Consider the following 23,137-nt stretch of genomic DNA (forward strand, 5'->3'; position numbering starts at 1 on the left):
CGCCGGCAAGATGCCTGCCAAGGCCGCCGGCCATCGCGCCCGGCTGCGCGAAAAGCTGCTCAATGGGGGGCCGGAAGCGCTGGCCGATTACGAGGTGCTCGAATACCTGCTGTTCGGCGCGCTCGCCCGCGGCGACACCAAGCCGCTCGCCAAGCGGTTGCTGGAACGCTTCGGCTCGCTGTCGGCGGTACTCAACGCCGAAGCCGCTGCGCTCAAGCAGGTGAAAGGCGTGAGCGAGGCGACGGTCGGCCAGCTGAAGATCGCCGCGCTCGTCGCCCGGCGCATGGCGCGCAGCGAGGTGCAGGACAAACCCGTGCTCGGCAGCTGGCAGGCGTTGCTCGATTACCTCGCCATCGACATGGCACACCTGACCGTGGAACGGGTGCGCGTGCTCTACCTCAATGCCCGCAACCGCCTGCTGCTCGATCATCTGGTGGGTGACGGCACGATAGACGAGGCGGCGATCCATGTGCGCGAGGTCATCCGGCGCGGGCTGGATATCGGCGCATCGGCGCTGATCCTCGTGCACAACCATCCCAGCGGCAGCCCCGAACCCAGCCGCGCCGATATCCAGATCACGCGCCAGATCGCCGAGGCGGGGCGCCCGCTCGGGCTGACCGTCCACGATCACGTGATCGTCGGGCGCGAGGGGCACGTCTCGTTAAGGGCCAAGGGGCTGATCTAGCTTTCCGCCCCGGAGATGGCGACTATCCGGCGCACGCGCGACAGCGCCTCGCCCAGCCCCTCGCACCCCATCTTCGCCGTGGCGGCGCGATATTGCGTGCGCACCGTCTCCACCGACACGCCGCGCTCCTGCGCCAGTTCGGGAGCGGACGCCCCTTCCGCCAGCCGCGCCATCACCGCCGCCTCCGCAGGCGACAGGGCGAAGGCCGCGATCAGGAGCGCGCGGGCCGCCTCGCCGATGCGGGCCGGCGGCTCCCCCATCAGCACGATGCGCCTGCCGCCGCCGGGATTGGGCGCGGCAAGGACATGGAAGCGCTCCGACCGCCCGCCCGGCGAGGCGGCGATGACCAGCGGCGTAGCCTCTATGCCGATCGAGGCGCGGAGCAGCGCATCGGCCAGCCGGGCCTGCGTCGCCGGGTGGCTGGCGAAGAAAGCCCCGCGCGAAGCGAAGAAGGGCGCGCGGCGTTCCAGCATGCGTTCGCCCGCCCGGTTCGTCTCTAGCAGCCGGCCGTTCACGGTGAGCACGAACACCGCGCCGGCGAAGCGGTCCACCAGCATCCGCCAGCTCGCCGCCTGCGCGCTGCGCCCGGCGAGCAGCGCTTTCAGCGCGAGCACGCGGCCCAGCGCTTCGGCGTCCTCGTTCAGCGTCATCACGCGCGCACGGTCGAAATCGCTCTGCCGGCGACCACGGTAGAAGGTAATGCCGCACAATCCGCCCTGCATCGGGCCGACGAGCGCGGCCGCGCGGAAGCTGTCGTCGCCGTTGGCGCGCAGCAGATCGTTGTAGAGTGCGCTGTCGCCGAATTCGTGATCCGAAACGTAATCCGACGTCAGCAGGAATTCGGCATCGGCCCCCTCCCCACTGGCCAGCATCGCCCGCGTCCACGGATCGTTCGCGGCGTAGCGTTCGTGATACTCGCCCAGCATCGCGTCAGACCAGTCATTGCGGAACACCATGATCTCGTCGACGGCGAAGCCACCGCTCCATCCGGCGGCGTAGCCCTTGGCGCCGATGCGCGCGGCATAGCTGTCGAACAACGCGACGAGCGCCTCGTCGTCCATCACGGCATCGAACGCCGCTTCCAGTGCGAGTGCCATCGACCCTCCCGTTTCAGAGAGAGGCGATGCGCCGATTTTCCCACCTTGGCAAGCACTTGGCGGGGCGGGACGCGGAGCGAGTGAGGGACCGGCACGATGACCGGCCCCTCTCCCGGGTGGCCCGTAACGGGTCGCAAGCGAACCGGCCCGGGACTTCGCGCCGGTGCCCCCCCGCACCGGTTGCATGACTGCGCGGCGACGGACGATCGCGGCGCAAACTGGGTGGACCGGGCGGGGTGGCGCGCCATGCCGGCGGGAATTGCCGGACGGCCGCTCATCCGCCCGACCCGTCATCTGAATGGCACCGCCGCCGCGCCGGCGGCATCCCCACAATTGGGGATGGGGGAATTTTTGTCCGCGGCATGCCCCTGTGGCTTTCCTATCTGTCCGACCCCGTGCAGCACGCTGCGCGAAGCGGGACACGGGGCCTTTGCGCAATTTTTTTCCCAGCACGGCAAAGTGTCAACTTCGCGAGGATAGAACGTCATAAATCATTGGTATTTCGATCAAAAGACCCCGGAAGCGAAGTTGACGCGAGTGTAAACTTCGTCAACCTCGCAAATCCTTCACAAGCGGGCCGCAGAGCGCGTCCGCCGGCGCAACCGCTTGCCTCGCCCCGCCCCAGCCCCTACCCGCTCGCCATCGACTCCCCTCAAGCCGAAAGTGCCCCGATGGTCCCCCGTTACGCCCGCCCCGAAATGACCGCCATCTGGGAGCCGGAAGCGAAATATCGGATCTGGTTCGAGATCGAGGCGCACGCCACGCAAAAGCTGGCGGAGCTGGGCGTGGTGCCGGAAAGCGGGGCAAAGGCGCTGTGGGACTGGTGGAAGACCGATCCCGGGATCGACGTCGCCGCGATCGACGCGAAGGAGGCGGTGCTCAAGCACGATGTCATCGCCTTCCTCGACTGGGTGGCGGACGAGGTCGGGCCACAGGCGCGCTTCATGCATCAGGGCATGACCAGCTCGGACGTTCTCGATACCACGCTGGCGGTGCAGCTGACCCGCGCGACCGACCTGCTGCTGGCCGATCTCGATGCGCTGCTGGGGGCGCTGGAGCGGCGTGCGCGCGAACACAAGTACACGCCCACCATCGGGCGCAGCCACGGCATCCATGCGGAGCCGACGACCTTCGGCCTCAAGCTCGCGCAGGCCTACGCCGAATTCGACCGCTGCCGCGCGCGGCTGGTCGCGGCGCGCGCCGAGATCGCCACCTGCGCCATCTCCGGCGCTGTCGGCACCTTCGCCAACATCGCGCCGGAGGTGGAGGCGCATGTCGCCGAGCGGATGGGGCTGGCGGTGGAACCGGTCAGCACCCAGGTGATCCCGCGCGACCGGCACGCGATGTATTTCGCCGTACTCGCCGTCATCGCCAGTTCGATGGAACGGCTGGCGGTCGAGGTGCGCCATCTCCAGCGCACGGAGGTGCTGGAGGTGGAGGAGTATTTCTCTCCCGGTCAGAAGGGATCGAGCGCCATGCCGCACAAGCGCAACCCGATCCTGACCGAGAACCTCACCGGCCAAGCCCGGATGATCCGCGCCTACGCCCTGCCCGCGCTGGAGAACGTGGCGCTGTGGCACGAACGCGACATCAGCCATTCGAGCGTGGAGCGATTCATCGGCCCCGACGCGACCATCACGCTCGACTTCGCGCTCGCCCGTCTGACCGGCGTGATCGACAAGCTGCTGGTCTATCCCGAGCGGATGCAGGCCAATCTCGACCGGATGGGCGGCCTCGTCCATTCGCAGCGCGTGCTGCTGGCACTGACGCAGGCCGGCGTGACGCGCGACAACGCCTATCGCCTGGTGCAGCGCAACGCCATGAAAGTGTGGGAAAGCGACGGACGCCTCTCGCTGCTCGACCTGCTGAAACAGGACGGGGACGTGACCGCCGCGCTGCCGGAGGCGGAGCTGGAGGAAAAGTTCAACCTCGACTACCACTTCAAGCATGTCGACACGGTGTTCGAGCGCGTGTTCGGCGGGGCATGACGGCCCTTCCCAAAACCGTCGCCCTTGCCTAGCGTCAACGCAGCGAATTCGGAAAAAGACAAGGGGAAGCAGCAATGTCGATCGTCAGAACCATCGTCTGGGTGCTGCTGCTGGTAGCGCTGCTGCTGTTCTCTTTCGCCAACTGGGATCCGACCGTTACCGTCCGCATCTGGGAGGGGATCGTCGTCGACACGAAGATCCCGGCGATCGTGATCGTATCCTTCCTGATCGGCTTCGTGCCGATGTGGCTCTATCACCGCGCCGCCATGTGGCGGATGCGGCGCAAGGTCGCCAGCCTCGAAAACGCCGCGCGCACCGCTGCCGCCACCCCGGTAGCGACGAGCCATTCCGACGCAACGACCACAACCGGAACCACCGCTGGCCGCGCGCCCGTCACTTCTGACGAGACGGAAACGGCGGTGACCCGCAGCGATGTCGACGGGGATGGCGATACCGATACCGTGCACCGCGAAACCCGGCATCGCGACGACGACGTGCCCGGCACCTATCGCTCGCCCGGATCGTGAGCAATCCGGTCTATCTGGCGCTCGACCTGCCGCAACTGGCGGGCGCGAAGGCGCTGGCCGAAAAGGTGCGCGGCCATGTCGGCGGGCTGAAACTCGGCCTCGAATTCTTCTGCGCCCACGGCGCGCACGGCGTTCACGAGATCCGGGAGCTCGGCCTGCCGGTCTTTCTCGACCTGAAGCTGCACGACATCCCCAATACCGTCGCCGGCGCGATGCAGGCGCTGCACGTCCTCGAACCTGCCATCGTCACCGTCCATGCCGGCGGCGGGCGGGCCATGATGGAAGATGCGAAGGCCGCCGCGGGGGAGAATTGCAAGGTCGTCGCCGTGACGCTGCTCACCAGCATGGACGGGCGCGACCTCGAACGCACCGGCGTTGCCGGCACCGCGCACGATCAGGTGATGCGACTGGCCGGGCTGGCACAGGATGCCGGGCTCGACGGGATCGTGTGTTCCGGGCACGAGGTGAAGGCGGTTCACGACAGCTGGCGCGACGGCTTCTTCGTCGTCCCCGGCCTGCGCCCCGGCGGGAAGCCGACCGCCGATCAGAAGCGGGTCGTCACCCCGCGCCAGGCCCGCGACGACGGCGCATCGGTGCTGGTGATCGGCCGGCCTATCAGCCGTGCCGATGATCCGCTGGCGGCGGCGCGGGAGATCGAGGCGACGCTGTGACGTGAACCGGCCTCCCCGCCCACTTTCACTACCCCATCAATTCGCCTAGACGAGCCACCATGCCGGAACAGTTGATCAAGATCTGTGGGCTGACCACGCCCGAAACCGTCGATGCCGCCGTTGATGCGGGGGCGACGCATATCGGCCTCGTCCACTTCGAGAAAAGCCCGCGCCATCTCCCGCTGGAGGATGCGGCAAAACTGCGCACCCGAGTGCCGCCGCATGTCAAGGTCGTGCTGCTTACGGTCAACATGCAACCTAAGGACACGGCGGAGGCGCTGCAGGAAATACAGCCCGACGTGCTGCAACTGCACGGCCGCGAGAACCCCGAATGGCTGGCGCTCATCAAGAACAATTCCAAGCTGGAAGTATGGAAGGCCATCGGCGTGAAGGACGCCGCCGCGCTGGAGAAATCGGACCGCTTTGCCGACGTCGCGCATCGCCTGATCTACGATGCCGCCGCCGGCGCGTTGCCGGGCGGCAACGGGCTGGCGCTGGACTGGCGGCTATTGCTCAATCATCGACACAAGCTTCCCTGGGGTCTGGCTGGCGGGCTCGGACCGTCGAACGTGGGCGATGCCATCCGCTATACCGATGCGCCGCTGGTGGATGCCTCCTCCGGCCTGGAAAGCGCACCCGGGGTGAAGGATACCGGGAAAATCCGCGCCTTCTGCGACGCCGCGCGTGAAGCGCGCCGCGCGATGGCCTGAGAACGAGAGACAGCGCATGACCGGAACGCAACCCAATTCCTCCCGCACCCAGCCCCCCGTGAAGGCGAACAGCTTTCGCCAAATGCCGGATTCGCACGGGCATTTCGGCGCGTTCGGCGGTCGCTACGTCGCCGAAACGCTGATGCCGCTGATCCTCGATCTGGAAAGGGAATACCGCGCAGCGAAGGCTGACGATGCCTTCCAGTCAGAGTTCGACGACCTGCTCGAACATTATGTCGGCCGTCCCAGTCCGCTCTATCACGCCGAGCGGCTGACGGAGCGCCTGCGCGCCGATGCGCCCGAGGGCAAGGGCGCGCAGATCTGGTTCAAGCGCGACGAACTGAACCACACCGGCGCGCACAAGATCAACAATTGCATCGGGCAGATCCTGCTGGCGATCCGCATGGGCAAGACGCGTATCATCGCCGAGACCGGCGCGGGGCAGCACGGCGTCGCCACCGCCACGGTCTGCGCGCGCTTCGGCCTGCCCTGCGTGGTCTACATGGGCGCGACCGACGTGAAGCGGCAGCAGCCCAACGTGTTCCGCATGAAGCTGCTCGGCGCCGAGGTCGTCCCCGTCACCAGCGGACGCGCCACGCTGAAGGACGCCATGAACGAAGCGCTGCGCGACTGGGTCGCGAATGTGGAGGACACCTTCTACATCATCGGCACCGCCGCCGGCCCGCATCCCTACCCCGAGCTGGTTCGCGATTTTCAGAGCGTGATCGGCCGCGAGGCGCGCGAACAGATGCTGGCCCGCACCGGCAGGCTGCCCGACATGCTGGTGGCCGCGATCGGCGGCGGCAGCAACGCCATCGGCCTGTTTCACCCCTTCCTCGACGATCCCGAAGTCAAGATGCTCGGCGTTGAGGCGGCCGGGCACGGACTCGACGGAAACGAGCACGCCGCCAGCCTCGCAGGCGGTTTTCCCGGCATCCTCCACGGCAACAAGACCTATCTGTTGCAGGACGAGGACGGCCAGATCACCGAGGGACACTCGATCAGCGCGGGTCTCGACTATCCGGGCATCGGGCCGGAGCACGCATGGCTGAAGGAAACGGGCCGCGTCGAATACACCTCCGCCACCGACGAGGAGGCACTGGACGCCTTCCAGCTATTGTGCCGCACCGAGGGCATCATTCCCGCGCTCGAACCCAGCCACGCTATCGCCGCCATCGTCAAGCGCGCCCGCGAAATGCCGCGCGGCAGCGTGATCCTCGCCAACCTCTGCGGCCGCGGCGACAAAGACATCTTCACCGTCGCCGAGGCGCTGGGAGTGGAGATGTGAGTGATCGATCTTCCAAGGGCTTAAGAATCGCTTTGGCAGGCACTTTCGGCGTTTGGATCGGTGGTCTCCTCTCCGAACCGTGGCACGATTCATGGCTGGCGCATTTGGCGTTTTCTGCGCTGGTAGGCTTAATTTTATTCGTTCTCTTTCGCTTCACTCCGTTGATGGGCAAATGACCAACCGCCTCTCCTCCGCCTTCGCCAAGCCCCACCCGGCCCTCGTCTGCTTCCTCACCGCGGGCGACGGGGACACCTCGGCCAATCTCGACGCGCTGGTCGAGGGCGGCGCGGACGTGATCGAGCTGGGCATGCCGTTCACCGATCCGATGGCCGACGGCCCCGCGATCCAGGCGGCGGATATCCGCTCGCTGGCGGCGGGGACGACGACCGCCGACGTGCTGGCCATCGCCACCGCCTTCCGCTCCCGCCATCCGGACGTGCCGCTGGTGCTGATGGGCTATGCCAACCCGATGGTCCGGCGCGGGCCGGAATGGTTTGCCGATGCGCTCGCCGAGGCGGGCGTCGACGGCGTCATCTGCGTCGATCTCGCGCCCGAGGAAGATGCCGATCTCGGCCCCGCCTTGCGTGAGCGTGGCGTCGCCCCCATCCGCCTCGCCACGCCCACCACTAATTCGGCGCGTCTGCCCACCGTGCTCGAAGGGTCGGCGGGCTTCCTCTATTACGTCTCCGTCGCCGGCATCACCGGCAAGCAGAGCGCCGCCATCGAATCGATCGAGGCCAATGTCGGCCGCATCAAGCACCACACCGACCTGCCCGTCGCGGTCGGCTTCGGCGTGCGCGAACCGGAACAGGCCGCCGCCATCTCCCGCATTGCCGATGGCGTTGTGGTGGGCAGCGCGCTTGTCGAACTGGTGGCCAGGCACGGCGCGGACGCCGCCCCGCATGTCCGCAAACTGACGTCGGATCTTGCCAAGGCGGTGCATTCCGCGCGAGAGAGCGCCGCATGACATGGCTCAACAAGGTCCGCGAACGGCTCCCGTTCGGCAAGAAGCGCGAGACGCCCGACAATCTCTGGGTGAAGTGCCCGCGATGCCACGAGATGCTGTTCACCAAGGAATACGAGAACAACCTCTATGTCTGTCCGCGTTGCGACTATCACGGCCGCATCGGGGCGGACACGCGGCTGGGGCAGTTGCTGGATGCGGGATACGAGCTGCTCGACGCGCCGCAGGTCACCGAAGATCCGCTGCGCTTCAAGGATTCCAAGCCCTATACCGCACGCCTGAGAGCCGCGCGCGCCAACAACGCTCACCAGGACGCTTTCACCGCCGCCGCCGGCACGATCGAGGGGCGCAGGGCCGTGGTCGGCGTGCAGGACTTCACCTTCATGGGCGGCAGCATGGGCATGGCCGTCGGCGACGCCTTCTGTGCCGCGGCGCAGCGCGCCCTCGATGAGAAATGCGGCTACATCGTCGTGACGGCGGCGGGCGGCGCGCGGATGCAGGAAGGCATTCTCTCACTGATGCAGATGCCCCGCGCCACGGTAATGACGCGCCGCCTGCGCGAGGCGGGCCTGCCCTATATCGTGGTGCTGGCGGACCCGACCACGGGTGGCGTCACCGCCAGCTATGCCATGCTGGGCGACGTGCATGTGGCGGAACCGGGCGCGCTGATCGGCTTTGCCGGGCAGCGCGTGATCCAGGAGACGATTCGCGAGCAGTTGCCCGAGGGCTTCCAGCGCGCCGAATACCTGCACAGGCACGGGATGGTCGACATGGTCGTGCCGCGAAAGGACCTGCGCGGCACGCTGTCCGATCTGCTCGATTATCTCAGACCCCGTGCGGCGGCGTAGGCAATCCTTGAAGGACTTCGCGATTTCGGACGATCCCGCGGTCCAGCGCCAGCTGGACAGGCTGGGGAGGCTGTCGCTGCCGCAGGGTCGCTTCGGGCTGGACACGATCCGGGCGCTGCTCGAACGGCTGGGCGATCCGCAGACCCGATTGCCGCCGGTGTTCCACGTCGCCGGAACCAACGGCAAGGGTTCCACCTGCGCCTTCCTACGCGCCATACTGGAGGCCGATGGCAAGCGCGTCCACGTCGCCACCAAGCCCCATCTGGTGCGCTATAACGAACGCATCCGCATCGCCGGCGAACTGGTGTCCGACGCCCGGCTCGCCGCCCTTCTGGAAGAGGTGCTGGACGCCGCCGACGGGCTTTCCCCGAGCTTCTTCGAAGTCACCACCGCGGCGACCTTCCTCGCCTTCGCCCGCGAGCCGGCGGATGCCTGCGTGATCGAGGTCGGGCTTGGTGGCCGGTTCGATGCGACCAACGTCCTGGAACGCCCCGCCGCCTGCGGCATCGCCAGCCTGGGCGTCGATCACGAGGCCTTTCTGCTGAGCGAGGACGACACCGCCCCCTCCCCCGACAATGCCCTCGTACGCATCGCGTTCGAGAAGGCCGGCATCGCGCGGCCGGGATCGCCGCTGGTGACACAGGCCTATCCGCCCGATGTCGAGACGGAGATCGAACGGCGGGCGGGGCTGGCCGGGGCGCCGCTGCACATGCGCGGTGGAGACTGGTGGGCGGAAACCGGGCCGGACGCGATAGCCTACCGCGATCGTCACGGGCGGCTCGACCTGCCGTTGCCCACGATGCCCGGCGCGCATCAGGCGGACAACGCCGCGCTCGCCGTGGCCATGCTGCGTCATCAGGACGATGTTGCCGTCTCCGCCCCCGCATTGGCAGAGGGCACCAAGGCCGCCCGCTGGCCCGCGCGGCTCCATTGGCTCGCGCCCGGTCCGCTGACCGAACTGGTGCCGGGGCGCCCGATCCTGCTCGACGGCGGACACAATCCCGACGCGGCAGCGGCCCTGTCGGCCTATCTGGCCACGCTGGGCGAGCCGGCCGATGCGGTCATGGGCATGATGGCTGGCAAGGATGCGCGCGGATTTCTGCGTCTGCTCGCCCCGCATCTCGCGTCGCTGGTGGGCGTGCCGATCCCCGGTAGCGAACATGTCTCGCCAGACGAGCTGGCGGCGCTCGCTGCTGAGGCGGGCGTTCCCAGGACCAGCACCGCGGCTGACCTTGCCGAAGCGTTCGCGACCCTCGACAGCCGCGCGGGCCCGGTGCTGATCTGCGGCTCGCTCTATCTTGCGGGCAAGGCGTTGAGCGCCAATCGCGAATATCCGGGCTGAGCCCCTTCCGGCATCACTCCGCCGCGACGGTCTCGCCTTCGAAGTCGGGCTGGACGACGCCGCTTTTCGCGCCGCTGCGAGCTTCCCTTATCCACTCGAGAATGCACAGGACAACCGCGATCACGCCGATCAGCGCGGTCAGCACGAAGACGTCGTAATATCCGCGATCCTCGATCATTTCCCCCAGCGCCCCGCGCCCCAGCGTGCCCACCAGCAATGTGAGCGAGGCGAGCAGCGCGTACTGGACGGCGGCGTATTTCTTGGCGACGATGCTGGAAAGCCAGGCGATGTAGGCAGCCCCGGCAACGCCGATGGCGAGGTTTTCCCACATGATGGTGAAGGTGAGCCGCGGAAGGCCTTCCGAACCGAAAGGCGCCATGACCTCTATCAGGCGGGTGAAACCGATGAAATCGCTGCTCGCCTGCATGTATCGTCCGCCGGCGGCCAGGTCTGCGTAGAGCAGGTTGGTTGCCGCCGCCAGCGCCGCCCCCAGCGTCAGCGTGAACATCCGGCCGATGACGGTAATCAGCCACCCGCCGAGCGCCAGCCCCGCGATGATCGCGCCCACCCCGAAGAACTTGGAAGCGAAAGCGACCTCGTCCCCGGTATAGTTGAGCTCCCCGAGGTAGAACGGATAGGCGAAGGTTCCCCAGATCGCGTCGCAGATCCGATAGGTCAGCACCAACGCGAGGATCAGGACCAGCGCCCAGCCGATGCGCCCGACGAACTCGACCAGCGGCAGAACCAGTGCGCGGTAAAGGTGGTCGGTGAACTTCATCTCGTGCGCGCCAAACGTGCCTTCCGTCGCGGTGATCGTGTGGCGCCCGTCTTTCTTCAGCTTCGCGAGCCAGGCGGCGATCAGGGCGGGCAGGACAATGGTGGCGAGGATGATGAGCGGACCGTAGGTGGCGGTGAATTCGGTCGGGTCGGGGCGCAGATCGGGAACCGCCGTCATCGAGCGGACCATGAACACCACGACCGTACCGATGGCCCAGGCCCACAGCAGCCCGACCGCCAGCAGCGCCCAGTTGCGCACGCGCGGTTCGATCTCGCCCACCCGGTAGAGTTCGGCGACCTCGTCTTCTCCGGCCGCGCTCGACGCTGCCGAATCGACCTGCGAATCAGGCGCGAACAGACCGGCGAAACCAATCGCGAGCATGATCGCGCCCATGATCACATAGGTTTGCGGCCAGCCAATCCGTTCGGCGATGATGAGGCCCAGCGCCCCTCCCACCAGGCTCGCGAGCCGGAAGCCCATCTGCGTGATGGTGGAGAGAATGTCGATCGTCGCTTCCTCGTCCGCCACGTCGATACGCCAGGCATTGATGGCAATATCCTGCGTGGCGCTGGCGAACGCGCCGATCCCCGCGAGCAGGCTGAAAACGCCGAGCTGGCTCTTGGGATCGAGTATACTCATGGTGACGAGGATGACGCCGAGCAGCAATTGCATAGGCGCGATCCATTGCTTGCGCTTGCCCAGCCGCCGGAGCCCCGGAATATCCACCTTGTCGAGCAGCGGCGACCACAGGAACTGGAAGGCATAGGCCAGCCCGATCAGCGAGAAGACGCCCATCGTCTCGAGATCGACTTCCGCCTCGCTCAGCCATGCGTACAGCGTTCCCAGAAACAGGGCGAAGGGCAGCCCGCTGGCGAAGCCGAACAGCGCCATGAACCCGCTCTTGGGATTCTTCAGCGAACGGGCGAGCGTGCGCCAGCCGGGCTTTTTCTTCGTCTCGGTCGTCGCGTCGGCGGCGGCTTCGGCCATGTAATTCTCGCTCCGGTAACTCTGGCGGTCCGGTCTAGACCTACTGACGCGCATTGGAAGGCTGGATGAACGGCGCGTCAACGCCTATGGGCGCTCCATGCCCGACCAAGACCGTCCCGAAGGCGATCGCATCGCCAAGCTGCTGGCCCGCGCCGGCGTCGCCAGCCGGCGGGAGGTCGAACGGATGATCGAAGCCGGGCGCGTGGCGCGCAACGGTGAAACCGTAAGGACCCCCGCGACCTTCCTCACCGGCCTGAACGGGATCACGGTCGACGGCAAGCCTGTCTCTAGGCCCGAACGAACCCGGTTGTTCGCCTTTCACAAGCCGGTCGGCCTGTTGACGGCGGAGCGTGATTTTTCCGGTCGACCGACGATTTACGATGCCTTGCGCAACGCCCTGCCGAAGGACGCGCCGCGCCTGATGCCGGTGGGACGGCTCGACCTCAATACCGAGGGGTTGCTGCTGATGACCAACGATGGCGAGTTCAAGCGAATGCTCGAGCTGCCATCCTCCGAAGTGCCGCGCACCTACCGCGCTCGAACCTTCGGCGATATCAGCCAGGACCAACTCGAGGCGCTGATGGACGGGGTGGAGATCGACGGCATGCGATACGGTCCGATCGACGCGAACATGGAACGGCGCACGGGCGCGAACCAGTGGATCGAGGTCACGCTGACCGAGGGCAAGAACCGGGAGGTGCGCAGAGTGCTGGAGCATCTCGGATTACAGGTCAGCCGCCTGATCCGCACCGCCTACGGTCCGTTCGGCCTGTCCGAGCTTCGGCGGGGCCAGGCGCAGGAAATACCCAAGGAGCATGTCGAGCGGTTCAGGAGCTCGCTCAAGTGAGGATCATCGCGGGCGAGTGGCGGCGGCGGCAATTGCGCGCGCCCGAAGGCGGGAACACCCGGCCCACCGCCGACCGCACGCGAGAGACACTGTTCGCCATGCTGACCAGCCGGCTCGGCAGTTTCGAGGGGTTGAGCGTGGTCGACCTGTTTGCCGGATCGGGCGCGCTGGGACTCGAGGCCCTGTCGCGGAGCGCGCAAAGCTGCCTGTTCGTGGAACAGGACGCCGCCGCCATCCGTGCGTTGCGGCACAATATCGCAGCGCTTGGGGCGCAGACCCGGAGCGAGGTTCGCGCGGCTTCGGTCATGGCGCTCGGCCCGGCGAAGACGCCGCATGACCTTATCCTGCTCGATCCGCCATACGGCACCAGTGCCGGCGCGGTCGCCATCGACAGGCTTGCCCGCCTTGGATGGATCGGTCCGGCAACCTGGGTGGCGCTCGAAACCGCCCGGACGGACGATGTGAAGGTCCGCGTGCTGGAAGAGGAAAGCACCCGCCTCGTCGGCTCGGCGCGGATCACCCTGTTCACCTCGCCGGGATCGGCAGCCTTGCGGGGGGAATGAGAACGGGCCGCCGCAACGAAGCGACGACCCTTTCTCGACAGTCAGCGATTTGGTCTGCTTACATGGAGCTGGCGGGCTGACCCGGCCAGTTCTGCAGCGGACGCGGTACGCCCGGACCGCGACGTCCGGCCTCCCAGGGGTTCATGCAATTGTCCTGACGACTGGACGAGCACACGGGGTATTCACCGTTGTGGGGCGCGGGAGCGTTCTGCACGACTTCGTTGCTAACGAAACGCACATTACCCGAAGTGGTGCTGCGCGAGGTAGCGGTCGTGTTGCCCGACATGCCGGAATTGTTCGACATGTGGCCCGAATTGTTCGCCATCGCGCTATTGCCGTTCAACTGGCTGTTGATGGACGCCCAGGTCTGCGTCTGCTGTGCGGGGGTCATGCCGACGATGCGAACCCGCTGTTCGTTGTTCAAATTGTTCCACCAGATCTCTTGCTGTCCCGCATCGAGGGTCCAGTAATAGGTCTTGGCGTTCATGGGCCACGCATCGTAGGTCGATTGCTGTTCTGCGCTCCAGCCATCATACATTGTCTGCTGCTGCGTGGTCATCTCCATGTCCTGGGCGATGCCGGGGGCGGCGGTGAGCGCGAGGCCGACGGCGGCGGTCGCTGCAAGGAAGGTCTTCATTTTCGTCTCTCCGTGTTTGCGGAATTCGGTTCGATCTTGCTTCATGAACAGCCTTCCCCCCGGCAAGGTTCCGAAACCGCGCCCACGGGTTCATCCCTTGCGACGAACGGCGCGCTTGAGATACGGGCCCATGTTCCCTACCTGTTCAAGCACGCATGACCGATAGCCATCCACTCGCCGCCGCCCCGGAAAACGCGGATGCGCCGCCCTATGCGGCGCGGCTCAACCTGCCGCAGCGCGAGGCAGTGCTGACGACGGAGGGGCCCGTGCTGATGCTGGCGGGTGCCGGTACGGGGAAGACCGCGGCGCTCACCGCCCGCCTGGCGCACCTGGTCGCCACGCGCCGTGCCTGGCCGAGCGAGATCCTGTGCGTGACCTTCACCAACAAGGCCGCCCGAGAGATGCGCGAGCGGGTCGGGCATCTGATCGGTGACGCGGTGGAGGGAATGCCGTGGCTCGGCACATTCCATTCGATCTGCGCACGCATGCTGCGTCGTCACGCCGAGCTGGTGGGGCTGCAATCGAACTACACGATCATCGACACCGACGATCAGCTACGTCTGCTGAAGGCCCTCATACGCGAGGCGGAGATCGACGAGAAACGCTGGCCGCCGCGCCAGCTGGCGGGCCTGATCGACCGCTGGAAGAATCGTGGCCTCAATCCGGACGATCTCGACGAGGTGGAGAACGAAACCTACGCCAACGGGCAGGGCCAGCGCATGTACCGCGTCTATCAGGATCGGCTGAAGGGGCTCAATGCATGCGATTTCGGTGATCTTCTGCTGCACATGCTCAACATCTTCCGCCAGCATCGCGACGTGCTGGAGCAGTATCAGGCGCGTTTCAAATACGTGCTGGTGGACGAGTATCAGGATACGAACGCGGTCCAGTACCTGTGGCTCCGGTTGCTGGCGCAGGAACGCAAGAACATTTGCGTCGTGGGTGACGACGACCAGTCGATCTATTCGTGGCGCGGGGCGGAAGTTGCCAACATCCTGCGGTTCGAGAAGGATTTTCCCGGCGCCAAGGTCGTGAGGCTGGAACAGAACTACCGGTCCACCCCGCAGATCCTCGCCGCCGCGTCGGGCCTCATCGCCTCCAATTCCCAGCGGCTCGGCAAGACGCTTTGGACCGAACTTCCGCAAGGCCAGAAGGTTCGGGTCATCGGCGTGTGGGACGCGCCGGAGGAAGCGCGACGGGTGGGCGAGGAAATCGAACGGATCGAGCGCGAGGGGGCGAGCCTGGAACAGGTCGCCATCCTCGTGCGCGCGCAGTACCAGACCCGCGAGTTCGAGGATCGCTTCATCCAGATCGGCATGAACTATCGCATCATCGGCGGATTCCGGTTCTACGAACGGGCCGAAATACGCGACGCGCTGGCCTATCTCCGCGTCATCGCGCAGCCGCAGGACGATCTCGCCTTCGAACGCATCTACAACCAGCCCAAGCGCGGTCTGGGCGCGAAGACGCTGGAGAAGATGCACCAGCACGCCCGGCGCCGCGAGATGCCGCTCGCCGCCGCGGCGCTGGAACTGGCCGACAGTGACGAATTGCCGGCCCGCGCCCGCAATACGATCGGCGACCTCATGCGCCTGTTCTACAACTGGCGCGAGATGGCCGAGGCCGTCACCCCGTCCGATCTGCTGCGCGCGGTGCTGGAGGAATCGGGCTACGACGACATGCTCAAGGCCGATCGCTCCGCCGAAAGCGCCGGACGCGCCGACAACCTCGTCGAGCTGGCCCGCGCGATGGAGGAGTACGAGACGCTCGGCGACTTCCTCGAACACGTCTCGCTCGTCATGGACAACGACGCCTCCGACGAGGAGGAGAAGGTCACGATCATGACGATGCACGCGGCCAAGGGCCTCGAATTCGACAACGTCTTCCTGCCCGGCTGGGAAGAGGGCGTTTTCCCGTCACAGCGCTCGCTCGACGAAGGCGGTCTCGCCAGCCTGGAGGAGGAGCGTCGGCTCGCCTATGTCGCGATTACGCGGGCGCGACGCCGATGCACCATCCTCCATGCCGCCAACCGCCGCATCTTCGGGCAGTGGAACAGCTCGATACCCAGTCGTTTCATCGACGAATTGCCCGACGAGCATGTCGAGAGCGAGACGACGATGACGGGCGGGCGATCGCTGTGGCAGGCGAACTGGACCGAGAGCGAGGATCCCTTCGCGCATCTTTCCGAAAGCCGGCCGGAGCGTTCGAGTGCCCGTGGTCCGGGCTGGCAACGCGCGCTCGCCACCGGCTACGAGACGAAGCAGAAGCGCGTGCCGGAACCGGGCCGCAGCGCCGCCAGTTTCGCCGCCAAGCCCCGCACCGACATTGCCACCGTCGCCCGCGTCTTTCACGAGAAGTTCGGGTATGGAGAGGTGATTGGCCAGGAAGGCAACAAGCTCGAGATCGAGTTCGACAAGGCCGGCACCAAGCGCGTGATCGACAGCTTCGTGAAGGCGGCGGACTGACACCGCCCCGCCGGCACAACCGCCGTGCCGGCTGCAACCCCGACGCTGCGCGAACCCTTATGGCCTCCGGTGCATTGGTTGTGGCGAAGGAGAATGCCCCATGACCACGCTCTACACCATGCCCGGAACCTGCTCGCTCGCCTGCAACATCGCGATCGCCTGGCTCGATGCACCCGTCGGTATCAAGAACATCGCGTATGGCGATCAGAATTCCGAGGAGTACCTGGCGATCAATCCGAAAGGGAAAGTGCCGGCGCTACGGTTCGACGATGGCGAGGTACTGACCGAACTGACCGCGATCATGGCTTGGCTCGGGGCCGAGTTCGGGAGCCAGGGCTATTCGCGCGACGTGCGGCTGGGCTATCGCGAAGCGGAAGCGCTGTCCTTCATGACGAGCGAGGTTCACGCCGCCTACGGCCCCCATTTCGCCCCCCAGCGCTTCGCCAGCAGCGACGCCGCGCAGGAGGAGGTGAAGCAGGCTGCCTACGATACCCTGCGCAGCCATTACGAGCGCATGGACAGCAAACTCGCTGATGCCGGGGGCGAGTGGTATCTGGGCAAGCGCAGCTTTGCCGATGCCTTTCTCTACGTGCTGACCCGATGGCTCGACCAGACGCCGCTCGACATCGAAGACTATCCCGCGCTGAAGCGGCATCGCGAACGGATGGAAGCGGACGAGAAGGTGCAAATGGCCCTGACGCGGCAGGACATGCAGCCGATCGGTTGACCCGGCGCGCAGGCGGCGCCGGTTTCCGTTTGTATTTGACGGGCGAATAGGCTGCAACGCCAGAACCACGTGTCGCCGCTCCGCCCATCCCTGCCGCCCCGGTTGCTCTACGCCGTTGCGATCTTCGCCGGGAGCTTCCTGCTGTTCGTCGTCCAGCCGCTGATCGCGCGCGAGGCGCTGCCGCTGCTGGGCGGAGCGCCGATGGTGTGGAACAGCGCCATGCTGGTGTTCCAGCTCCTCCTGCTGGGAGGCTATCTCTACGCGCATCTTCTCTCGCGCCTCGCCCCGCGACGCCAGGCTACGATCCATCTGGTGCTGCTGGCGCTGGCGGCCTTCACCCTGCCGGTCGGACTGGCGGACATGCCGGCCGCGGCGAGCGGATGGCAGGTGATCTGGGTGCCCTTGCTGTTCGTCGCCAGCATCGGACCGGTCTTCCTGCTGCTGTCGTCGCAATCCTCGCTGTTGCAACGCTGGTATGCGAACGATCCGCACGGGGGCAATCCCTACCGCCTCTATGCCATATCCAATCTTGGCAGTTTCGCCGGCCTCGCCGCCTATCCGCTCGTCATCGAACCGCTGCTGGATCTTCCGGCGCAAAGCCTGATCTGGTCGGCGGGCTTCGTGCTCGTCGGTCTTGTTCTTGCCTGGCTGGCGCTCGCCCAGCGACAGGCGGACGACGCCCCGCCCCCGGCAAACGGTCGGCCGGACGATCCCCTCGCCAAGTCCCGAATATGGCTGTGGCTGACCCTGTCGGCGGTCCCGTCAGGCCTGACCTTGTCCACCACCACGCTGCTGACGACCGATCTGATGGCGATGCCGCTCCTGTGGGTCATACCGCTCGGCGTCTACCTGTTGAGCTTCACCGTGGCCTTCTCGGATAACGGGAACTGGCGCGGGATCCTGGGTATCTATGCACCTGTCCTGCTCCTGGTCATCGGGGGGCTGGCGATGGTGTCCGGCGGGCAGCTGAACACGATCATCGCCATCGCGATGGTCGGGCTGCTGTTCGTGCTGTCGGTCGTGCTGCACGGCCGCCTCTACCTCTCTCGCCCAGTCGAACGGCGACTGACACTGTTCTACCTCGTCGTCTCCATCGGCGGAGCGCTGGGGGGTGCGTTCGTCGCCATCCTTGCGCCGCTGCTGTTCGACTGGGTGTACGAGCATGTCGTCCTGCTGCTCGCCGCCGCCCTGCTGCTGCCCCACAGGGCGCTCATCCCTCCACTCGCTCGCCTCTGGGAACGCAGGTCCGCAGGCCGCACCGTTTCCGCGGCGCTCGTCGTCCTGTCGGCCGGACTGGCCTGGTTACTGGTGCGCGCGGTGGACCGGGCGGACGCGGCTGACATCCTGCTTCTCGCCGTCGCCATTATGGCTGCCGGGATCGTACTGATCGGCAAGCGCTACGCCTATGCCGCCACTCTCGCTTTCCTTCTCCTGTCGCTCGGAGGCCTGTCGACCCTGCAATCGAGCCTGGGGGGCGAACGCTCGCGCAGCTATTTCGGCGTTTACGGCGTCCAGAGGATCGAGGAGAACGGCGCCACGATCCAGCGGCTGACGCACGGCACCACCATGCACGGCGAACAGTTCACGGACCCGGCGCGCGCAGACGAGCCGACCGCTTATTACGGGCCGACATCGGGTGTCGGCATCGCGCTAGCTGCCGCTTCGCCCCGCGCTTCTGTCGGGGTGGTCGGCCTCGGCGTCGGAACGCTGGCCTGCTATCGCCGGCAGGGGCAGGACTGGACCTTCTTCGAGATCGACCCCGAGGTGCTACGCTACTCGACCGAAGGGCCGTTCACCTTTCTCAAGGACTGCGCGCCGCGCGCCAGGGTGGAAATCGGCGACGCCCGCGTGCAACTTGCGCAGGAGGGGCCGGCCACCTTCGACGTGCTGGTGCTCGACGCGTTCAGTTCGGATGCGATCCCGTTGCATCTGATAACGCGCGAGGCATTCGAAACCTACGCCCGCACGCTGGCGCCGGACGGTCTCCTGCTGGTTCACATATCGAACCGCTTCGTCGATCTCGCGCCGGCCATCGCGGCTCTTGCGCAGGCCGAAGGCTGGCACGGCATGATGCGCAGCGATCGACCGGTCGATGTCGCGGGCATTACCGATTCCGACTGGATCGCTCTCGCGCGCTCGCCTGCGTCCCTGCGCACGGTCGTGCGTTCGGGCGGGCTGGCGTGGGAAGGCCTGCCGCCCGCATCGGACCGCCCGCTGACCGATGCCAACGCGTCACTGCTGCCGCTGCTGCGGTTCTGAAACGCTCAGGTGGCGGAGAAGTCGAGGAAGTCGGGTTTCGGCCCGTTCCACTCGCCGGCGGGCACCGCGTCGCCGTTTTCCTCGCGCCGTGAACCGGTCGACTTGTCAGTGCGGGGCGAGCCTTCGGACCGACCGGCATCGTCGCGCGGCTTGCGCGGCGAGCGCTTCGACCCTGCGTTCTCGCTTGGATCCTTGCGGGGCGAACCCTCGCGCCCGGTGTTCTGGCCATCCGTATCTTCGCGGTCCCCGCCGCGAGCGCCGCCACGCGCCTTTTCGGCCTTTTTGGCCGAGGTGTCGGGCAGGTCGACCCGAACGTCCTTCTTGCCGAAAACGGGAACGGTGTTACCGGTCAGCTTCTCGACATTGGCGATGTTCTCCGCATCGTCCTCGGCGACGAAGGTGAAGGCGCGCCCCTTGTTTCCGGCACGGCCCGTGCGGCCGATGCGATGCACGTAATCGTCCGGGTGCCAGGGCGTGTCGTAGTTGAACACGTGACTCACGCCCTTGATGTCCAGCCCGCGCGCGGCAACGTCGCTGGCGACCAGGATGTTGACGTCGCCGGACTTGAAGCGATCGAGTTCCTTCACCCGGCTGGCCTGATCCATGTCGCCGTGAATTTCCCCGCTGGCGAAGCCCGCCCGCTGCAAGTCCCTGTTCAGTTCGCGCACCGTCGTCTTGCGATTGGCGAAGACGATCGCGGTATCGACGTGGTCGTTGCGCAGCAGCCAGCGCAGGGTCTCACGCTTCTCGCGCGACTTGAGGGGAATCTTGAAGGCGGTGATGTTCTCGTTGGTGGAAGCCGCCCGGCTCACCTCTATCCGCTTGGGATTGTCGAGGAATTGCTTGCCCAGCTTGGCGATGGGCGGCGGCATGGTGGCGGAAAACAGCATCGTCTGCCGCTGCTCGGGAAGCTTCGAGCAGATGTATTCGATGTCGGGAATGAACCCCATGTCGAGCATCCGGTCCGCCTCGTCGATCACCAGCAGCTCGCATCCGTTGAGGAGGATCTTGCCCCGCTCGAACAGATCCATCAGCCGCCCCGGGGTCGCGATGAGAACGTCGACACCCTCGTTCAGCGCCTTGATCTGGTCGCCCATCTGCACGCCGCCGATCAGCAATGCCATCGACAGATCGTGGTTCTTGCCATATTTCTCGAAGTTCTCGGCCACCTGCGCCGCCAGTTCGCGGGTCGGTTCCAGGATCAGGCTGCGCGGCATCAGCGCGCGTCGCCGGCCGCTTGCCAGGATGTCGATCATCGGCAGCACGAAGCCGGCCGTCTTGCCGGTGCCCGTCTGCGCGATGCCGATGATGTCCTTCATCATCAGCACGGCGGGTATCGCCTCGGCCTGGATCGGGGTCGGCTCGGTATAGCCGGCCTCCGACACGGCATTCAGCAGTTTTTCGGACAGGCCGAGATCGGCGAAGGTGGTCAAGGGCGGAAGCTTTCCGGGTTTTGGCGTTGGCAATGGAAACTGCCGCCGCGGGATTCGTCGCGATGGCCGGCAGCAGCGCGCTGCCTATGCAGCCGCAGGGCGAAAAGTCAAGGAAGAGCGCCGCGACGCGCTCCTATCCGCCGGTCGCGACCAGCCGGTTGAAGTTGGCTACCCGGCAACTCGCCCCGGCCCGCGAAAGCAACCGGTCGCGCGCGACGCAAAGCTGCCCGTCATCGCTGCGCTCGATGTAGAAGCCGGAATAGAACGCCCGCGCGGAGCAGGACCGTTCCAGCGAGGCCGCGAGGATGCCGCGATCGCGCGTGTAGAGCAGCAGCCGGTTGTCGCCGGTAGGCTGAGAGCCGACGATGTCGCGCACCGGCACGCAGTCCCCGTGATCGACTTCGCTGAACCGCACCGGATTTCGCCGTTCCGCGCTTTGCGACCCGCTCGGCAACCGCCGGTTGGCGGGCGCGGGTGAGATGCGGATGATGATGCGCTGCTCGATCCGGACCTGGTTCTGCCCCAGCGGTCGGCGCGCCTGTTCGAGAACGTCGAAAGGCGGCGTGGTTGCCGGATCGAAGCCCAGCGGCGCATGCGATTGCGGACCTGCCGGCGGCCCGTCACCCGTCGGCTCCGCCCGCGCCGGCCAGTTGGCCAGCGTCGCCGGAAGAGCGAGGGCGACGAACGCGGCGAGAAGGCAGAGACGTTTCATGGCGACCAGATCGGTGTCGGGATGGACGAGGAGCCGCGCCATCCGGGTGCGCCAGTGATTTAGCGGCGCGGATTGAATACCGGCTTAACCTGCCCCGTCGCCTTTGCAACACACGCCCCGCGGTGGCATTGAGCGGGCGATGACCGACACCGCCGCCTTTCTGGACGAAGCCCGCGCCATCCTCGGGGAGCGCGGACTGACAACCGATGCCGACCTCCTCGACCCCTGGCTGACCGACTGGCGGGGGCGCTTCACCGGCCGCGCCCTGGCCCTCGCGTCTCCCGCCGCGACAGAGCAGGTCGCCGATCTCGTGAAGCTGTGTGCTCGCCACGGTGTCCCGATCGTCCCCCAGGGCGGCAATAGCGGCATGTGTGGCGGGGCGACGCCCGACGCAAGCGGCGAGGCCATCATCCTGTCGCTGCGGCGCATGGACAAGGTTCGCCATTTCGACAAGAGCGCGCGGCAGATCGTGTGCGAGGCCGGGCTGGTGCTCCAGACCCTGCACGAGGTCGCAGGAGCGCAGGGTATGCGCTTCCCCCTGACCCTGGGGGGCAAAGGGTCGGCCACGGTGGGCGGGCTGATCGCCACCAACGCCGGCGGCACGCAGGTATTGCGCCACGGCTCCATGCGCGCGCAGGTCCTGGGTCTCGAGGGCGTCATGGCCGACGGCGCGGTGTTCGACGGGCTGACCGTGCTCAAGAAGGACAATCGCGGCTTCGACCTGAAGCAATTGCTGATCGGTTCGGAAGGCACGCTCGGCATCGTCACCGCCGCCACCTTGCGCCTGTTGCCAGCGCTGGGGGACCGGCGGGTGGTCTGGGCGGGTCTGCCTTCGCTGGCGGCGGCGCGGCGCCTGCTTACCCACTGCCAGGACGAGGCCGGCGACGCGCTGGAGGGGTTCGAGGTGATGGCCCAGCCGACCCTCGACGACGTAATCCGTCACCTTCCCGATGCGAGGCAGCCGCTGGCCGGGCGGCACGCATGGCATGCGCTGATCGAACTGGTTGCGGACGATGCGGACGCTCAATCGCTGGGCGAGCGGACCGAGGCCATGCTCGCCGGGGCACTCGAGCGCGGCCTGCTTGACGATGCGGTCATCGCAGCCAACGAGGCACAGGCGGAAGGCTTCTGGCTGCTGCGCGATTCCATCGCCGCCGCCGAGCGCGAGAAGGGACCAGCGGTACAGCACGACATTTCCGTACCGGTGGAAAAGATGCCCGAATTCGTGGACTTCGCGGTGCCGCGGATAGAGCGGGACTGGCCCGGTACCGAAGCGCTCGCTTTCGGGCACCTGGGGGATGGCAACGTCCATTTTCATGTCATTGCGCCCGATGGGGTCGAACCGATGGACTGGATGACGGGGGACGGCAAGGCGATCAGCGCGCAGGTCTATCGCATGGTCAGCGAATGGGACGGCTCGATCAGTGCAGAGCACGGTATCGGTCAGCTCAAGCGCGACGAACTGGCCCAACTCAGCGATCCGGCGCGGCTCGCCATCATGCGGCAGGTCAAGCGCGCACTCGACCCGAACAACATCCTCAATCCCGGCAAGCTCGTGCCGCTTGCGCCGGACGCCCCCATTCAGTAAGGCCGCGCGCGATCAACCCGG

20 protein-coding genes are annotated in these 23,137 nt (G+C 66.6%); 15 read left to right on the forward strand and 5 right to left on the reverse strand.

Annotation, left to right across the window (positions count from 1 at the left end):
• Positions 1–10: 10 nt before the first annotated feature.
• Positions 11–685 carry a RadC family protein gene (gene radC, locus EG799_RS02545; protein ID WP_234029176.1) on the forward strand — a complete coding sequence of 225 codons (675 nt, stop codon included), beginning with the start codon at positions 11–13 and terminating at the stop codon, positions 683–685.
• Here radC and EG799_RS02550 read toward each other — a convergent pair.
• A complete protein-coding gene (locus tag EG799_RS02550) occupies positions 682–1,782 on the reverse strand; it encodes a helix-turn-helix transcriptional regulator (protein ID WP_158610997.1) in 1,101 nt (366 codons plus the stop codon). The genes radC and EG799_RS02550 overlap by 4 nt on opposite strands.
• 671 nt (positions 1,783–2,453) lie before the next feature.
• On the opposite strand from EG799_RS02550, the gene purB reads away from it, so the two are divergent.
• The 8 genes from purB to EG799_RS02590 all read left to right on the forward strand — a co-directional run bounded on the left by purB (position 2,454) and on the right by EG799_RS02590 (position 10,120).
• Positions 2,454–3,770 carry an adenylosuccinate lyase gene (purB, locus tag EG799_RS02555; RefSeq protein WP_123878292.1) on the forward strand — a complete coding sequence of 439 codons (1,317 nt, stop codon included), beginning with the start codon at positions 2,454–2,456 and terminating at the stop codon, positions 3,768–3,770.
• A 74-nt stretch (positions 3,771–3,844) separates the two neighbouring features.
• A complete protein-coding gene (locus EG799_RS02560; protein WP_123878294.1) occupies positions 3,845–4,297 on the forward strand; it encodes a LapA family protein in 453 nt (150 codons plus the stop codon).
• Positions 4,294–4,968 (forward strand): orotidine-5'-phosphate decarboxylase, encoded by a 675-nt coding sequence (pyrF, locus tag EG799_RS02565; RefSeq protein WP_123878295.1) that lies wholly within the window; start codon positions 4,294–4,296, stop codon positions 4,966–4,968. Before EG799_RS02560 ends, pyrF begins: the two co-directional genes overlap by 4 nt.
• 59 nt (positions 4,969–5,027) lie before the next feature.
• Positions 5,028–5,678, forward strand: a complete 651-nt coding sequence (locus EG799_RS02570; protein WP_123878296.1) for a phosphoribosylanthranilate isomerase — start codon at positions 5,028–5,030, stop codon at positions 5,676–5,678.
• 16 nt (positions 5,679–5,694) lie between these two features.
• Positions 5,695–6,966, forward strand: a complete 1,272-nt coding sequence (trpB, locus tag EG799_RS02575) for a tryptophan synthase subunit beta (protein ID WP_123878297.1) — start codon at positions 5,695–5,697, stop codon at positions 6,964–6,966.
• A 172-nt stretch (positions 6,967–7,138) separates the two neighbouring features.
• A complete protein-coding gene (trpA, locus tag EG799_RS02580) occupies positions 7,139–7,933 on the forward strand; it encodes a tryptophan synthase subunit alpha (protein WP_123878298.1) in 795 nt (264 codons plus the stop codon).
• Entirely contained in the window at positions 7,930–8,778 is an 849-nt protein-coding gene (gene accD, locus EG799_RS02585; RefSeq protein WP_123878299.1) for an acetyl-CoA carboxylase, carboxyltransferase subunit beta, read from the forward strand. The genes trpA and accD overlap by 4 nt, the downstream gene beginning before the upstream one ends.
• A 7-nt stretch (positions 8,779–8,785) precedes the next feature.
• Positions 8,786–10,120, forward strand: a complete 1,335-nt coding sequence (locus EG799_RS02590; RefSeq protein ID WP_123878300.1) for a bifunctional folylpolyglutamate synthase/dihydrofolate synthase — start codon at positions 8,786–8,788, stop codon at positions 10,118–10,120.
• A gap of 13 nt (positions 10,121–10,133) precedes the next feature.
• On the opposite strand, the gene EG799_RS02595 is transcribed toward EG799_RS02590, so the two are convergent.
• The gene (locus EG799_RS02595) at positions 10,134–11,885 is read right to left on the reverse strand and encodes an MFS transporter (RefSeq protein ID WP_123878301.1); all 1,752 of its coding nucleotides are present in this window, start codon (positions 11,883–11,885) and stop codon (positions 10,134–10,136) included.
• A 97-nt stretch (positions 11,886–11,982) separates the two neighbouring features.
• Between EG799_RS02595 and EG799_RS02600 the strand changes: the two genes are divergently transcribed.
• Positions 11,983–12,732 (forward strand): pseudouridine synthase, encoded by a 750-nt coding sequence (locus EG799_RS02600; RefSeq protein WP_123878302.1) that lies wholly within the window; start codon positions 11,983–11,985, stop codon positions 12,730–12,732.
• Positions 12,729–13,295: a 16S rRNA (guanine(966)-N(2))-methyltransferase RsmD gene (gene rsmD, locus EG799_RS02605; RefSeq protein WP_123878304.1), complete on the forward strand. Its 567-nt coding sequence runs from the start codon at positions 12,729–12,731 to the stop codon at positions 13,293–13,295. The genes EG799_RS02600 and rsmD overlap by 4 nt, the downstream gene beginning before the upstream one ends.
• A gap of 58 nt (positions 13,296–13,353) precedes the next feature.
• Here the strand turns inward: rsmD and EG799_RS02610 are convergent, their stop codons facing one another.
• A complete protein-coding gene (locus EG799_RS02610) occupies positions 13,354–13,977 on the reverse strand; it encodes a hypothetical protein (protein WP_181950864.1) in 624 nt (207 codons plus the stop codon).
• Positions 13,978–14,087: 110 nt separating this feature from the next.
• On the opposite strand from EG799_RS02610, the gene EG799_RS02615 reads away from it, so the two are divergent.
• The 3 genes from EG799_RS02615 to EG799_RS02625 all read left to right on the forward strand — a co-directional run bounded on the left by EG799_RS02615 (position 14,088) and on the right by EG799_RS02625 (position 19,383).
• Positions 14,088–16,397, forward strand: a complete 2,310-nt coding sequence (locus tag EG799_RS02615; RefSeq protein WP_123878306.1) for an ATP-dependent helicase — start codon at positions 14,088–14,090, stop codon at positions 16,395–16,397.
• Positions 16,398–16,497: 100 nt separating this feature from the next.
• On the forward strand, positions 16,498–17,124 hold the full coding sequence (locus EG799_RS02620; RefSeq protein ID WP_123878307.1) for a glutathione S-transferase family protein: 627 nt from the start codon (positions 16,498–16,500) through the stop codon (positions 17,122–17,124).
• A 69-nt stretch (positions 17,125–17,193) separates the two neighbouring features.
• On the forward strand, positions 17,194–19,383 hold the full coding sequence (locus EG799_RS02625; protein WP_181950865.1) for a spermidine synthase: 2,190 nt from the start codon (positions 17,194–17,196) through the stop codon (positions 19,381–19,383).
• A gap of 5 nt (positions 19,384–19,388) precedes the next feature.
• Here the strand turns inward: EG799_RS02625 and EG799_RS02630 are convergent, their stop codons facing one another.
• Positions 19,389–20,816 (reverse strand): DEAD/DEAH box helicase, encoded by a 1,428-nt coding sequence (locus EG799_RS02630; protein ID WP_123878309.1) that lies wholly within the window; start codon positions 20,814–20,816, stop codon positions 19,389–19,391.
• A gap of 133 nt (positions 20,817–20,949) precedes the next feature.
• Positions 20,950–21,570: a hypothetical protein gene (locus EG799_RS02635; RefSeq protein WP_123878311.1), complete on the reverse strand. Its 621-nt coding sequence runs from the start codon at positions 21,568–21,570 to the stop codon at positions 20,950–20,952.
• 97 nt (positions 21,571–21,667) lie between these two features.
• Here EG799_RS02635 and EG799_RS02640 point away from each other — a divergent pair, with 97 nt between their 5' ends.
• Positions 21,668–23,116 (forward strand): FAD-binding oxidoreductase, encoded by a 1,449-nt coding sequence (locus EG799_RS02640; protein ID WP_123878313.1) that lies wholly within the window; start codon positions 21,668–21,670, stop codon positions 23,114–23,116.
• Positions 23,117–23,137 lie beyond the last annotated feature (21 nt).

This window comes from Aurantiacibacter spongiae (assembly GCF_003815535.1).
Lineage (GTDB): Bacteria > Pseudomonadota > Alphaproteobacteria > Sphingomonadales > Sphingomonadaceae > Alteraurantiacibacter > Alteraurantiacibacter spongiae.